The organism is Pseudonocardia zijingensis, assembly GCF_042657305.1.
Taxonomy (GTDB): domain Bacteria; phylum Actinomycetota; class Actinomycetes; order Mycobacteriales; family Pseudonocardiaceae; genus Pseudonocardia; species Pseudonocardia zijingensis.
The window spans coordinates 70,467-83,100 of sequence record NZ_JBHSKO010000008.1 but is presented as its reverse complement, the minus strand read 5'-3'; the positions used below and the strand labels follow the sequence as shown (position 1 = coordinate 83,100).

The window sequence follows — 12,634 nt, the reverse complement described above, 5'->3', positions numbered from 1 at the left end:
CTCGCGGTAACAGACCGGAGCATCCGGCGATGGAGGAGGCAGAGCGATCTCCGTTCGGGTGAAGGACGAGTTGTCGGGGAGGGCCGAGGAGTGACCACGTCGGTCTCCCGGGCTGATCTCGACGACGTGTCGGACGGCGCCGAGCTGGTGCACAGGCCTGCCGTGAACTCCCCGGCCGAGCTGCGGGTCGACTTCGGGGCCCACCTCGAGGCCAACTACCAGCGCCTGGTCGCCCAGCTGTACGCCATCACGCTCAACCCCGGCGAGGCCCACAACGTCGTGCAGGACGCGTACTCGCGGGCCTGGCGCAGCTGGGCGGCGCTCGGGCGCACCCCCGACCCGAGCGCGTGGATCCGCCGGGTCGCGGTGCGGTCCACCATCCGCAGCTGGCGCGGTGCGATGGCCCGCTTCGGCATCGGCCGTCCACGCCCGATCGGTTCCGGTGCCGACGAGCGCACCCGCGCCATCCTCCGGTCGCTCGCCCGGCTCTCGCCCGCCGAACGACGCGCGATCGTGCTGTTCCACATGGCGGGCACCTCCGTCGAGGAGATCGCGGCGATCGAACAGGCCTCCGAGACCCTCGTCCACGCCCGGCTGACCCGCGGCCGGCACGTCGTCACGGAAGGGATGGCCGACGTGCTCCCGGACGTGCTGGGCGACGAGGCGGCCACCGGATACGCCCCCGGCTACGGGCTCGACGGCCCCGGTTCCGGGTCCTACGGGAGCGCGCAGGGATCCGACGACTACGGGCTCGACGACGACGCCCGCGACTACGAGGGAGGTCGGCGGTGACGGACGGCCACGAGCGCATCACCGACGAACTGCGGCGACTCGACGACGAGCTGGCTGCGGCCGTCTCGCTCCCGTCGGTCGACACCGTGATCCGCCGGGCGAGCACGCTCACCCGCGCCAGCACCGCCGCGGCCGCCGCCGTGCTCACGGTCGGCGCCCTCGGCGCCACCACGGCGGTCGCGCAGCTCACGGCGCCGAGCCCGGTGGTCGACACGGCCGCCGCGGTCACCGACGACCCGCGCCCGTCGAGCCGGGTCGGGGCCGGGGCGTCGCTGCCGATCTCCGAGGAGCTCCCCTCCTCCACGGAGGACTCCACCGAGGAGGAGCCGCCGCCCGTCGACGAGCCCGTCCGCGACCCCGCGCCGGCCCCCGACCCCGGGCTCGCCGCGCCGCCGCCCGCGCCCCCGGTCCCGCCCGCGCCGATCGTGGAGCCGACGACCGAGCGCCCCACCACCACCACGCGCACGCGGCCCAACGACGAGGGCGACCAGGACCACGACGACGACAAGCCCGACAAGCCGACGAAGACCACCACCCGCACCACCGACCCCGAGCCAGACCCGGAGCCGACGGAGCCCGACAAGCCCACGGAGCCGACCAAGCCCACCGAGCCCACCGACCCGGGTGACGGCGGCGGCGACGGAGACGGCGACTCGACCAGCTCGCGGTCGTCCTCCTAGGGGCTCCCGGAAGTTCAGGAAAGCCACATTCAAGGCCTCTCCGGCCCTGAATGTGGCTTTCCTGTACCCGGGGGAGGCCTACCCGGGCTCCTGCAGCGGGACGCCCGGGCGCTCCTTCCAGGACAGCGTGATCCCCAGCGTGGCCAGCCAGGCGTCCAGGTCGTGGCCGTGGCTGGCCAGGCCGTCCACGGCGCGGTAGGCGGTGTGCATCGCCGACTCGGCCGCGGCGGTGGGCAGCAGCCCGAGTGCCACCGCCGCCACGAACTCGTCCACGTCCACGACGGTGGCGTCGCGGCCGGTGCGCACGACGAGGTCGAGGTAGTGGTCGGTGAGGACCCAGCGCTCGCCCTCGCGGACGATCTCGCAGACGTCGAGGTAGAAGTCCTGCTCCCGCTCGTGGCCGGGGTTCCACCACCAGTCGGTGACGCACAGGCCCAGGTCCGGCAGCAGCCATGACTGCACCCAGTGCGCCGTGGGCCTGCCGATCATCGGGCGGCTCATGTAGAGCCCGAAGGGGGTCTCGCGGTACTCGTCGACCGCGCGCCGGACACCTTTGGTGTCGGTGTTGACGCGGGCCGGGACGTCGAAGGTGGCGATCTTCGGCGGGTGCACCCGCCTGATGCTCCCAGAGAATGTCGGTGCGGCTCGTACCCTGGAGTCGTGGCATTCGCGACTGAGGTACCCGGCAGCGCGGCGCTCCCGGACGTTCCGGTGGCGCACTCGGAGTTCCGCCCGGTCGGGGAGATCCCCCGCACCGGTGGCCGCTTCGAGGTCGTCAGCCCGTACCAGCCCGCGGGCGACCAGCCCGCGGCCATCGACGAGCTGGAGCGCCGGATCAAGGCGGGCGAGCAGGACGTCGTGCTGCTCGGCGCCACCGGCACCGGCAAGTCGGCCACCACCGCGTGGCTGATCGAGCGGGTGCAGCGGCCCACGCTCGTGATGGCGCCCAACAAGACCCTCGCGGCGCAGCTGGCCAACGAGCTGCGCGAGATGTTGCCGCACAACGCCGTCGAGTACTTCGTCTCGTACTACGACTACTACCAGCCCGAGGCGTACATCGCGCAGACCGACACCTACATCGAGAAGGACTCCTCGATCAACGAGGACGTCGAGCGGCTGCGCCACTCCGCCACGATGAGCCTGCTGTCGCGGCGCGACGTCGTGGTGGTCGCGTCGGTGTCCTGCATCTACGGCCTGGGCACGCCGCAGTCCTACCTCGACCGGTCCGTCAAGCTCGAGGTGGGCGGCAGCGTCGAGCGCGACGCGCTGCTGCGCGCGCTGGTCGACGTCCAGTACACGCGCAACGACCTCGCGTTCAACCGCGGCACGTTCCGGGTGCGCGGCGACACCGTCGAGATCATCCCGGCCTACGAGGAGCTCGCGGTCCGCATCGAGTTCTTCGGCGACGAGATCGAGGCGCTCTACTACCTCCACCCGCTCACCGGCGACGTCATCCGGCAGGTCGACGAGGTGCGCATCTTCCCGGCCACCCATTACGTCGCCGGGCCCGACCGCATGGAGCGCGCGGTCCGCGACATCGAGGCCGAGCTGGAGGAGCGGCTCGCCGAGCTGGAGCGCCAGGGCAAGATGCTCGAGGCGCAGCGGCTGCGCATGCGCACCCAGTACGACATCGAGATGATCCGCCAGGTCGGGTTCTGCTCGGGCATCGAGAACTACTCGCGCCACATCGACGGCCGCGCCGCAGGCTCCGCGCCCGCCACGCTGCTCGACTACTTCCCCGACGACTTCCTGCTGGTCATCGACGAGTCCCACCAGACCGTCCCGCAGATCGGCGGCATGTACGAGGGCGACATGTCGCGCAAGCGCAACCTCGTCGAGTTCGGGTTCCGGCTGCCGTCCGCGGTCGACAACCGGCCGCTCACGTGGGAGGAGTTCGCCGACCGGATCGGGCAGACGATCTACCTGTCCGCCACGCCCGGCCCTTACGAGCTGTCCCGCACGGGCGGCGAGTTCGTCGAGCAGGTCATCCGGCCCACCGGGCTGGTCGACCCCAAGGTGGTGGTGAAGCCGACCAAGGGCCAGATCGACGACCTGGTCCACGAGATCCGCGAGCGCAGCGAGCGCGACGAGCGGGTGCTGGTCACCACCCTCACCAAGAAGATGGCGGAGGACCTCACCGACTACCTGCTCGAGCTGGGCATCCGGGTGCGGTACCTGCACTCCGAGGTCGACACGCTGCGCCGGGTGGAGCTGCTGCGGCAGCTACGGCTGGGCGAGTACGACGTGCTGGTGGGCATCAACCTGCTCCGCGAGGGCCTCGATCTGCCCGAGGTCTCCCTGGTCGCCATCCTCGACGCCGACAAGGAGGGCTTCCTGCGCTCCGGCACCTCGCTGATCCAGACGATCGGCCGCGCGGCCCGCAACGTGTCGGGCGAGGTGCACATGTACGCCGACACGATCACCGAGTCGATGCAGTACGCCATCGACGAGACCGACCGTCGTCGCGCCAAGCAGATCGCCTACAACGAGGCCCACGGGATCGACCCGCAGCCGCTGCGCAAGAAGATCGCCGACATCCTCGACCAGGTCTACCGGGAGGCCGAGGAGGTGCCCGTCGGCGGTTCGGGGCGCAATCAGTCGCGGGGCAAGCGCGCCGCGGGCGAGCCGGGGCGCGCCCCGGCGGCCGCGAGCTCGGGCATCGTCGCGCGGCGCGACACCACCAACATGCCCCGCGCCGAGCTGGCCGACCTGGTGCAGCAGCTCTCCGACCAGATGCTCGCCGCCGCCCGCGACCTGCAGTTCGAGCTCGCCGCCCGCCTGCGCGACGAGATCGCGGACCTCAAGAAGGAGCTGCGGGGGATGGACGCGGCCGGCATCCGCTGAGAGCCTGCCGCCGGTCGCGGCGGGCACCGGCCCGGCTCCCGAGGTCAGGGCTGAGGTCTGTGCCGGCGGGCGCTGCGGGCGGACCTGGGCCCATCCGGCCTGAGGTCACATGATCAGAGTCTGTGGTCGTGAGGCCGCAGCGGTGCGATTCTCTGACCGCACGTGGTGATCATGGCCGGGCCGAGTGGGCCGGTGCCGGTCTGGGGCGCCGAGCTCGGGGTCGCGGCCTGGACCCACGCTCTGCCTTCGGGTGGGCGGGGCCGTGCGGCCGGCCCGAGCGACATGATCAGCGTCTGCGGTCGTAAGGCCGCATGTGTGCGGTTCTGTGACCGCACACGGTGATCATGGCCGGGGCCGCTGCCGGAGGGCAGGCCTGTGTGCTCTGCAGTGGAGCCGGGCCCATCCGGCCCGAGTCACATGATCGGCGTCTGCGGTTGTGAGGCTGCAGGGGTGCGGTTCGGTGACCGCACACGGTGATCACGGCCGGGCCGGTGCAGGCGGGGCAGGCCGGTGGGTCGATGCAGGCGGGCCCAGGCCGGTCCGGCCCGAGGTCACATGATCAGCGCCAGCGGTTGCGCGGCCGCACCTGTGCGGTTCTGCGACCGCAAGCGGTGATGATGGCCAGGGTGGTGCCGGGTCGTGCGGCCGGTGCCGGCCGGGCGGAGGCGGCGGCCCCGAGGCCCGGGGCGAGGGGCCGGGGGCGTCGGGTCGTGCTGTCGCCGTCGGCCGGTCCGGAGGCGCCATGATCACCGTCTGCGGTTGTGAGGCCGCACCTGTGCGGCTCTGCGACCACACATGGTGATCATGGCCGGGGCCGGTGCAGGCTGGGCAGGCCGGTGGGCCGCTGCAGGCGGCCCGGGCCCGTCCGGCCCGAGGTCACATGATCACCGTCTGCGGTCGTGGGGCCACACCTGTGCGGCTCTGCCACCGCACACGGTGATCATGGGCGATCCCCGGCCCCGACAGCCGGGGATGATCACGGCTTCGGCGCGAAAGCGGGCGAATCCGACCCGGGAATGCGCCAGCTCCGCGATCACGGGCCGACGGTCCGGGCGATGGCGGCGGGGCGGCTCCCCGGGGTGGGGGGTCGTGCGGCCCCACGGTCGGGCTACCGTGGGGTGAGCCAACAGGGGAGGGTTGCGGCGTGACGGTTGTCGGCGCGTCGGGCACGCGCACGCCGGCTGCTCCGCGGTTGCTCCAGGTGCTCCGCAGCCCGTCGCGGGTCCTGCCGGTCACGGTGCCGCTGCTGGCGCTGGTGCTGGCCGCGGTCGTGGCCCACACCGGTGGCAGGCACATCGACCTGGAGGTCTACCGGTTCGGGGTGCAGGCCTGGCTGGCCGGGGGCGACATGTACGGCTCCCTGCCGGAGACGTCGGGCCACATCGCGCTGCCGTTCATCTACCCGCCGTTCGCCGCGCTGGTGATGGTGCCGCTCGCGGTGGTGCCGTGGGTCGTCGCGTGGGCGGCGCTGCTGGGGCTGTCCACGCTGGCGCTGGGCGTCACGCTCTACGCGTTCGCGCGGCGGTTGTGGCCGTCCGGGGGCCGGGGTGGGGCGCTGTCGGTCGCCTCGATCGCGTTGCCCCTCGCGATGGCGGTCGAGCCGGGGCGGGCCATCGACTTCGACCACCCCGTCGAGGGGCGGCCCGCGTTCGGGCTCGAGCCGGTGCTGCAGACCATCGAGTTCGGGCAGATCAACCTCGTGCTGATGGCTCTGGTCGCCCTCGACTGCCTCGTCACCCGGCCGAGGTGGCCGCGCGGCGCGCTGATCGGCATCGCCGCGGCCATCAAGCTGACGCCCGCGGTGTTCGTCCTGTTCTTCCTGCTGCGCCGCGACTACCGCGCCGCCGCCACCGCGGCGATCTCCGGCGTCCTCGCCACGGCGCTCGGGTTCCTCGTGGCGCCGGCGCAGTCGTGGGAGTTCTGGTCCGACCCGGCGGGCGGGGTGAGCGGGTCGCCGTTCTTCACCAACCAGACGTTCGAGGCGATCCTCGTGCGGGCGGGCGTCGACGGGCTGCCGCGCACGGTCGCCTGGCTGCTGCTGTCGGCCGCGCTGTTCGCGCTCGCTGTGCCCGCGATCCGGCGGGCCCCCGCCCCGCTCGCCCTGGTCACGCTCGCGGCCGTCGGGCTGCTCGTCTCCCCGACGTCCTGGTCGCACCACTGGGTGTGGATCGCCCCCGCGCTGCTGGTGGCGGCGGCCACCGCGTGGGCGAAGCGGTCGGCGGTGTGGGCCGCGGTCACGGTCGCGATGGCCGCCGTGTTCGTGGTGGCCCCCCACCAGTTCGTCCACCCCCGCGGCGGGGAGCAGGAGCTCACCTGGACGCCGTTGCAGCAGTTCGTCGACAGCACCTACGTCTGGTTCACGGTGCTCCTGATCGTCCTGCTCTGGACGGCCCGCCGCTCGTGGCCGGGCGCCGCACGTTCCTAGGGCTCATGCCGTGGGGCTCATGTGCTCCTTCGCCCACGTCTCGAAGCTGGTGAGCGGGATGCCGAGCTTGCGCGCGAACTCGGGGCGCCCCGGCTGAGGGGCCACGTTCAACCACTCGTGCGTGGCGCCCATCGGGAGCATCCCGGCGGCGAACGCCTCGTCCTCGGTCATGTCGGGTGCGGTCAGCGGCGTGCCCAGGGCGCGGGAGAGCACCGCGGCGATCTCGGTCATCGACAGGTGGTCGCTCGCGAGCTCCAGCTCGACCCCGTCGAACCGCTCGGGATCCGCGACGGCCGCGGCGGCGGCCCGCCCGATGTCGTCCACGGCGACGAGTGACAGTCGCGTGTGCGGGTGCAGGACGCTGACCAGGCCGCCCTCGACCCCGCGTGGGAACAGGAACCCCAACGACGGGCGGAAGTTGTCCATGAAGAATCCCGGCTTCAGGATCGTCCAGTGCGGGAAGCCGGCCGCGCGTACCCGGTCCTGGATCGCGGCCTTGGCGCCGAGGGCGGGTTCGACGGCCCAGCGGCCCGGCTCCCACGCGGGGTGCTGCGTGTGCCGGCCCGCGCCGGTGACGGAGGTGTGCACGAACTGCGGCACCCCGGCGGCCTTCGCGCCCTCGATGAGGTTGACGCCCTGGGTCACCTCGCCGTCGAAGTCGAACCTGTCGCCGGTGAAGGCGGGCATCTGCACGGAGAAGACGGCGCGGACGCCGTCGGCGGCCCGGGCCACGGAGTCGCGGTCGAGGAGGTCGCCCTCGACCAGCTCGGCGCCGAGTGCCGCGACCGCCTCGGCCCGCGGGGAGCTCGGGTCGCGCACGAGCGCGCGGACGGGGACGCCCGCCGCGAGGAGGGCACGGGTGGTGGCGCCGCCCTGCTTGCCGGTGGCGCCGGTGACGAGGACGGGTGGGGACTGCGTGGGCACGACGTTCTCCTCGGATCGGCAAAACGGCGGGGTCCGCCGTTTCTGCTCCGCTACGATATGGCGGGCCCCGCCGCTTGGCAAACCTGGAGGTGACGCGATGGCCGTGCGGCAGCGCGCCGACGCGCGGCGCAACTACGCGCGGATCCTCGCCGTGGCCGAGGAGGAGGTCGCCGCCCACGGCGCAGCCGCCTCGCTCGAGCAGATCGCGCGCGTCGCCGGGGTCGGGTCGGCCACGGTCCGCAGGCACTTCCCCACCCGGTACGCGCTGCTGGAGGCGGTGTCCCGCAAGCGGATCGAGGCACTCGCGGAGCGGGCCCGCGTGCTCGCGGCCCGGGACGACAGCCGGGCGGCGCTCCTCGAGTGGCTCGGCGAGGTGGTCACCTACTGCATCTCCGTGCGCGGGCTCGCGGCCGTCCTCACCGACGACGGCGGCCCCGGCCCGGCGCCCGAGAACGCCTGCTCGACCGCCTTGGAGGAGGCGGCGGGCCCGTTGCTGCGCCGGGCGGTGCGGGACGGCGCGGTGGCGGCGGACGTCGGCGTCGGTGACCTGATCGCGCTGGCCGTCGGTGTCGTCCTCGCCACCGAGCACCAGCCCGACCACGCCGCACGGGCGCACCGGCTCTTCCGCCTGGCGGTGGAGGGACTGAGCCCGTTGCCGCGCCCTCTGCCGCGATGACCGGCAGGATGCAGCCATGGCGATCCCCATCCAGATCACTGTGGACGCACGAGACCCCGGTCGCCTCGCCGCGTTCTGGGCGATGGCCCTCGGCTACGTGCTGCAGTCGCCGCGTCCCGGTTACCTCGTGAGCGGCGGCGAGGAGCACTACACCGCGATCGTGGACCCGGCCGGATTCGGGCCGCGGCTGCTGTTCCAGCGCGTCCCGGAGCTGAAGGCCGGGAAGAACCGCGTGCACCTCGACGTCAACGCGGGCCACGGCGCCACGGACCGGCGGGCCACGGTGCGGGCGCGCGCGTCGCAGCTGGTGGCAGCGGGCGCCACGATCGTGCGGGAGATGCAGGAGGAGAGCGGCTGGTGGATCGTGCTCACCGATCCCGAGGGGAACGAGTTCTGCCTGCAGTGACCGCGCCGGTGATCGCGGTGGCCTCGGCGCGCAGCGCGTCGAGCACCGTGGCGACGGCCGGGCGCTCCGCCGTGGTGGAGCGCATCACGGCCTCGACGAGCCGCGCGGCGCGCACCCCGGTGAGCGGGCGGCACACGAGCCTCCCGCCGCGGTCGTCGGTGGAATAGCGCGGCAGCAGCGCGATCCCGTGCCCCGAGGCCACGAGTTCCTCGGTGACGCTGAAGTCGTTGATCCGCTGCACCACCCGCGGCGTGGCCCCGGTGGCGAGGGCGAGCGACCGCAGCACGTCGTCGACGGGCCAGCCGACCCCCACGCTGATCCAGGCCTCGTCGGCGAGCTCCTCGAGGCGCAGCGACGGGCGCCGGGCGAGCGGGTGGTCCGGCGGCAGCGCCACGTCGAGTGGCTCGCGCATCAGCGGGACGACGCGCCACCGGCTGGTGGGCGACGCGGGTGCCGTCTCGTCGCGGTGGTTGATCACGATGTCGAAGTCGGCGGCGAGCGCAGGCACGTCGGAGGGCGTCAGGTCGATGTCGCGGCACTGCAGGTCGACGCCGGGCACGGCGTCCATCCGGCGCAGCAGGCCCGGCAGCAGCATCCGGGCCCCGGACGGGAACAGCGCCAACCGCACCGGGCCGCGGGGTTCGGTGCGCAGCCGCTCCACCGCAGCCTCGGCGCGGGCGAGCGCGGCGAGCACCGCCTCGGACTCCGCGACGAGGGCGTGGCCCGCGTCGGTGAGGCGCAGGCCGCGGCCCGCCGGCTCGGTGAGCGGCACCCCGACCTCGTCGGCGAGCGTCTTGAGCTGCTGCGAGATCGCGGACGGGGTGAAGGAGAGGGCCGCGGCGACCGCGGTGACCGAGCCCCGGTCCGCCAGCTCGCGCAGCACCCGCAGCCGCCGGACATCCATTCAGCGATACTAAACAGTCGCTTCACAACATTTCGCTGGTCTTTGTGGTCCGCGCCCCGAAGACTGGCATGACGTGACCACCCGCGATCGCCTGCTCGCCGGCTTCGTCGCCGTCCTGTGGGGCGGCAACTTCCTCGCAATCCACTTCGGGCTCGAGCACTTCCCGCCGCTGTTCCTGGCGGCGGTGCGGTTCGTGGTGCTCGCCGTGCCCACGCTGCTGCTCGTGCCCCGGCCGCAGGTGCCGCTGCGCTGGCTGCTCGCGTACGGCGTCGGGTTCGGCACCGTGCAGTTCATCTTCCTGTTCATCGCGATGGACATCGGGATGCCCACCGGCCTCGCGTCGCTGGTGCTGCAGGCGTCCGCCCCGTTCACAGTGCTGCTGGGGGCCCTGCTGCTGCGCGAACGGATCTCGGCCCGCCAGGGCGCCGGCATCGCGATCGCGATGCTCGGCCTCGCCGCCATCGCCGTGTCCCGCGCCCAGGTGGCCGCGGTCCTCCCGGTGCTGCTCACGCTCCTGGGCGCCCTGTCGTGGGCGTTCGGCAACCTCGCGGGCCGGCTCGCCAAGGCGCCGAACCCGATGCACCTGACGCTCTGGATGACCGTGGTGCCCCCGATCCCGCTGCTGGCGATGTCGCTGGTGTGGGAGGGGCCCGCGGCCGGGTGGGAGGCGCTGCAGGCCACCGCCACCCCTGCCGGCCTGGTCGGCGTCGCAGCCGTCGCGTACATCGCCCTGCTCGGCACCCTCGTCGGCTCGGGGATCTGGGTCGGGCTGATGCGGCGCCACCCCGCGGGTGTCGTGGCGCCGTACTCGCTGCTCGTGCCGGTGGTCGGGATGGGGCTGGCCGCACTGGTACTGGGGGAGCTGCCGACCGTGGTGGAGCTGGTGGCGGCGGCCGTGATCGTCGGCGGGGTGCTCCTGGGCACCCCGCGACCGGCCCCGGCCCACGTATCGACGAAGGGCGCTGTCGCTGCATAGTGTGGCAACGGGTGATGCTGATGACGGACGAAGGCGTCTGCGCGGTCCGGCCGGGCACGGACATCGGCAGGTACGCCCGCGTGCTCTCCCGGGTCCACGATGCACTGCTCTCCGGTGACCGGCCGCCCGCGCGGCCCCGCCGGCTCGTGGCGCGGTCGTGGGAGCGGGTGCGGGCGCAAGGCGTCGACCCCGACGTCGGGCGGCCCGCGGCCCCGCTCCCGGCCACCGAGGTGGAACGACGGCGGGCCGGCAGCCCGCTGAACCGGGTGCTGCCCGAGCTGCGTGCCGCGCTCACGTCCGTAGCCGACGACGCCGCGCACATCATGGTCATCACCGACGCCCAGGGCAGGCTGCTGTGGCGGGAGGGGTCGGCGCGGGTGTGCCACCGCGCCGACGGGCTCGGCTTCACCGAGGGCGCCGACTGGTCGGAGGGCAGCGTCGGCAGCAACGCGATCGGCACCGCGCTGGCCGAGGCCACCCCCGTGCAGATGTTCGCGGCCGAGCACTACGTGCGCACCCACCACGGCTGGACCTGCACCGCCTGCCCCGTGCACGACCCGCGCTCGGGTGAGCTGCTGGGCGTCGTCGACGTCAGCGGGCCCGCCCACACCGTGCACCCCACCACCGTGGCGCTCGTCGGCACCGCGGTGAAGCTCGCCGAGGCGAGCCTGTGGCGTCAGCACGAGGGTCGCCTCGAGGCGCTGCGCGGGGTGGCGGCCCCGATCCTGTCCGGGCTGCGCGGCGCGGGGCTCGTGGTCGACGAGCACGGGTGGGTCGCCGCCGTCACCGGCATGCCCGGCGTGGAGCGGGTGGCGGTGCCGCGCCCGGACCGTCCGGTCTCGGTGCACGGCGTCGGCGTGTTCCAGCCGGAGCCGGTGCCGGGCGGCTGGCTCCTGCGGGTGGAGGACACGTCGCGGATCACGCTCACCCTCGACCTGGACGGCATGCCGCCGCGTGCGGTCGTCGTCGGGTCGGCGCGCTGGGTGTACCCGCTGTCCAAGCGGCACGCCGAGGTGCTCGCGCTGCTGGCCGCCGCCGGTGCCGCGGGCATGGACGCGGGCGCTCTGTCGGTGGCGCTGTTCGGCGACCGCGACCACCTCGTCACCGTCCGCGCCGAGATGTCACGCCTGCGCCGGTCGCTGGGCGGGCTGCTGCTGGCCAGGCCCTACCGGATCGCCCCGGACGTCGAGGTGTCGGCGCCCGACCCCGCCGCCTCGGCGCTCCTGCGCCGCTCCACCGCCCCGGGGGTGCGCCGGCTCGTGGGAGGCCGCTGATCAGCCGTTCAGCACCTGGGCCACGGCAGCACCCGCGTTGGCGACGTGGCGCCTGCAGGCGCGCCCGGCCCCGTCGGCGTCGCCCGCCTCGATGGCGGCCATGATCTCGCGGAGCTCCTGCACGCTCTCGGCCGCGCGCCCCGGCAGCGACAGCGACAGCGACCGCAACGTGCGCACCCGGGCGTGCAACCCGCTCGCCGTCTGGTGGAGCACGGCGTTGCCCGCCCCCGCGAACAGGATCTCGTAGAACCGGTCCTTCGCCTCGAGGACCGAGGCGCCGCGGGCCGCGCGCCGCTCGATCGTGTCCATCGCCTTCTGCAGCGCGCGCCGGTCGGCGTCGCCCGCGTTCGCGACGAACAGCTCGCCCGCCAGCCCCTCGAGCACCGAGCGCACCTGGTAGAGCTGGTGCGCCTCGTCGGCGGTGACCGTGGCCACGACCGTGCCCTTGTTCGGGACGGTGGTGACCAGGCCCTCGGCCGCGAGCGCTCGCAGCGCCTCGCGGATGCTGGTGCGCGACACCCCCGTGAGCTCCACGAGCTCGCGCTCGATCAGGTGCTGCCCGGGTTCGAAGCGCCGGTCGAGGATCGCCTGCCGCAGGTTGTCGAGCACCTGCGTGCGCACGGGAGCGGGCCGCCGCTCCACCCGCAACGACGGGGTGTTCGTCATGGTGGTGTCGCCTCTCCACGGTTCCGCGGCTTGCGGAGGATTGTCGGACAAGCATACAGTCGCGGAG

General features: G+C 73.7%; 12 protein-coding genes. 8 read left to right on the top strand and 4 right to left on the bottom strand.

Annotated elements, in window-relative coordinates:
* Positions 1-90: 90 nt before the first annotated feature.
* Together ACFPL3_RS18065 and ACFPL3_RS18060 are read left to right on the top strand one after the other, a co-directional pair.
* Positions 91-792, top strand: a complete 702-nt coding sequence (locus tag ACFPL3_RS18065) for an RNA polymerase sigma factor (protein WP_343946937.1) — start codon at positions 91-93, stop codon at positions 790-792.
* Positions 789-1,472, top strand: a complete 684-nt coding sequence (locus ACFPL3_RS18060; protein WP_343946936.1) for a hypothetical protein — start codon at positions 789-791, stop codon at positions 1,470-1,472. The genes ACFPL3_RS18065 and ACFPL3_RS18060 overlap by 4 nt, the downstream gene beginning before the upstream one ends.
* Before the next feature lie 78 nt (positions 1,473-1,550).
* On the opposite strand, the gene ACFPL3_RS18055 is transcribed toward ACFPL3_RS18060, so the two are convergent.
* Positions 1,551-2,093, bottom strand: a complete 543-nt coding sequence (locus ACFPL3_RS18055; protein WP_343946941.1) for a ribonuclease FAU-1 family protein — start codon at positions 2,091-2,093, stop codon at positions 1,551-1,553.
* A gap of 39 nt (positions 2,094-2,132) precedes the next feature.
* On the opposite strand from ACFPL3_RS18055, the gene uvrB reads away from it, so the two are divergent.
* Together uvrB and ACFPL3_RS18045 are read left to right on the top strand one after the other, a co-directional pair.
* Positions 2,133-4,316, top strand: a complete 2,184-nt coding sequence (uvrB, locus tag ACFPL3_RS18050; RefSeq protein WP_343946935.1) for an excinuclease ABC subunit UvrB — start codon at positions 2,133-2,135, stop codon at positions 4,314-4,316.
* 1,144 nt (positions 4,317-5,460) lie between these two features.
* On the top strand, positions 5,461-6,741 hold the full coding sequence (locus ACFPL3_RS18045; protein ID WP_343946934.1) for a glycosyltransferase 87 family protein: 1,281 nt from the start codon (positions 5,461-5,463) through the stop codon (positions 6,739-6,741).
* A gap of 3 nt (positions 6,742-6,744) precedes the next feature.
* Here ACFPL3_RS18045 and ACFPL3_RS18040 read toward each other — a convergent pair whose 3' ends face one another.
* On the bottom strand, positions 6,745-7,665 hold the full coding sequence (locus ACFPL3_RS18040; RefSeq protein WP_343946933.1) for an NmrA/HSCARG family protein: 921 nt from the start codon (positions 7,663-7,665) through the stop codon (positions 6,745-6,747).
* Between the two features lie 97 nt (positions 7,666-7,762).
* On the opposite strand from ACFPL3_RS18040, the gene ACFPL3_RS18035 reads away from it, so the two are divergent.
* Entirely contained in the window at positions 7,763-8,341 is a 579-nt protein-coding gene (locus ACFPL3_RS18035) for a TetR/AcrR family transcriptional regulator (protein WP_343946932.1), read from the top strand.
* A 16-nt stretch (positions 8,342-8,357) separates the two neighbouring features.
* Positions 8,358-8,747 carry a VOC family protein gene (locus tag ACFPL3_RS18030; RefSeq protein WP_343946931.1) on the top strand — a complete coding sequence of 130 codons (390 nt, stop codon included), beginning with the start codon at positions 8,358-8,360 and terminating at the stop codon, positions 8,745-8,747.
* Here the strand turns inward: ACFPL3_RS18030 and ACFPL3_RS18025 are convergent.
* On the bottom strand, positions 8,710-9,651 hold the full coding sequence (locus tag ACFPL3_RS18025) for a LysR family transcriptional regulator (protein ID WP_343946930.1): 942 nt from the start codon (positions 9,649-9,651) through the stop codon (positions 8,710-8,712). The two genes, ACFPL3_RS18030 and ACFPL3_RS18025, sit on opposite strands and share 38 nt — an antisense overlap.
* Positions 9,652-9,724: 73 nt before the next feature.
* On the opposite strand from ACFPL3_RS18025, the gene ACFPL3_RS18020 reads away from it, so the two are divergent.
* Positions 9,725-10,627, top strand: coding sequence for an EamA family transporter (locus ACFPL3_RS18020; RefSeq protein WP_343946929.1), 903 nt, complete (start codon positions 9,725-9,727; stop codon positions 10,625-10,627).
* A gap of 20 nt (positions 10,628-10,647) precedes the next feature.
* Positions 10,648-11,901, top strand: a complete 1,254-nt coding sequence (locus tag ACFPL3_RS18015; protein WP_343946928.1) for a GAF domain-containing protein — start codon at positions 10,648-10,650, stop codon at positions 11,899-11,901.
* Here ACFPL3_RS18015 and ACFPL3_RS18010 read toward each other — a convergent pair whose 3' ends face one another.
* A complete protein-coding gene (locus ACFPL3_RS18010) occupies positions 11,902-12,567 on the bottom strand; it encodes a GntR family transcriptional regulator (protein ID WP_343946927.1) in 666 nt (221 codons plus the stop codon). It abuts the gene before it with no gap.
* Positions 12,568-12,634: the final 67 nt, after the last annotated feature.

Bases quoted from the DNA above. Each gene is read 5' to 3' on its own strand.
- ACFPL3_RS18035 (WP_343946932.1), top strand. From the start codon at position 7,763: ATGGCCGTGCGGCAGCGCGCCGACGCGCGGCGCAACTACGCGCGGATC.
- ACFPL3_RS18030 (WP_343946931.1), top strand. From the start codon at position 8,358: ATGGCGATCCCCATCCAGATCACTGTGGACGCACGAGACCCCGGTCGC.
- ACFPL3_RS18025 (WP_343946930.1), bottom strand. From the start codon at position 9,651: ATGGATGTCCGGCGGCTGCGGGTGCTGCGCGAGCTGGCGGACCGGGGC.
- ACFPL3_RS18015 (WP_343946928.1), top strand. From the start codon at position 10,648: ATGACGGACGAAGGCGTCTGCGCGGTCCGGCCGGGCACGGACATCGGC.
- ACFPL3_RS18010 (WP_343946927.1), bottom strand. From the start codon at position 12,567: ATGACGAACACCCCGTCGTTGCGGGTGGAGCGGCGGCCCGCTCCCGTG.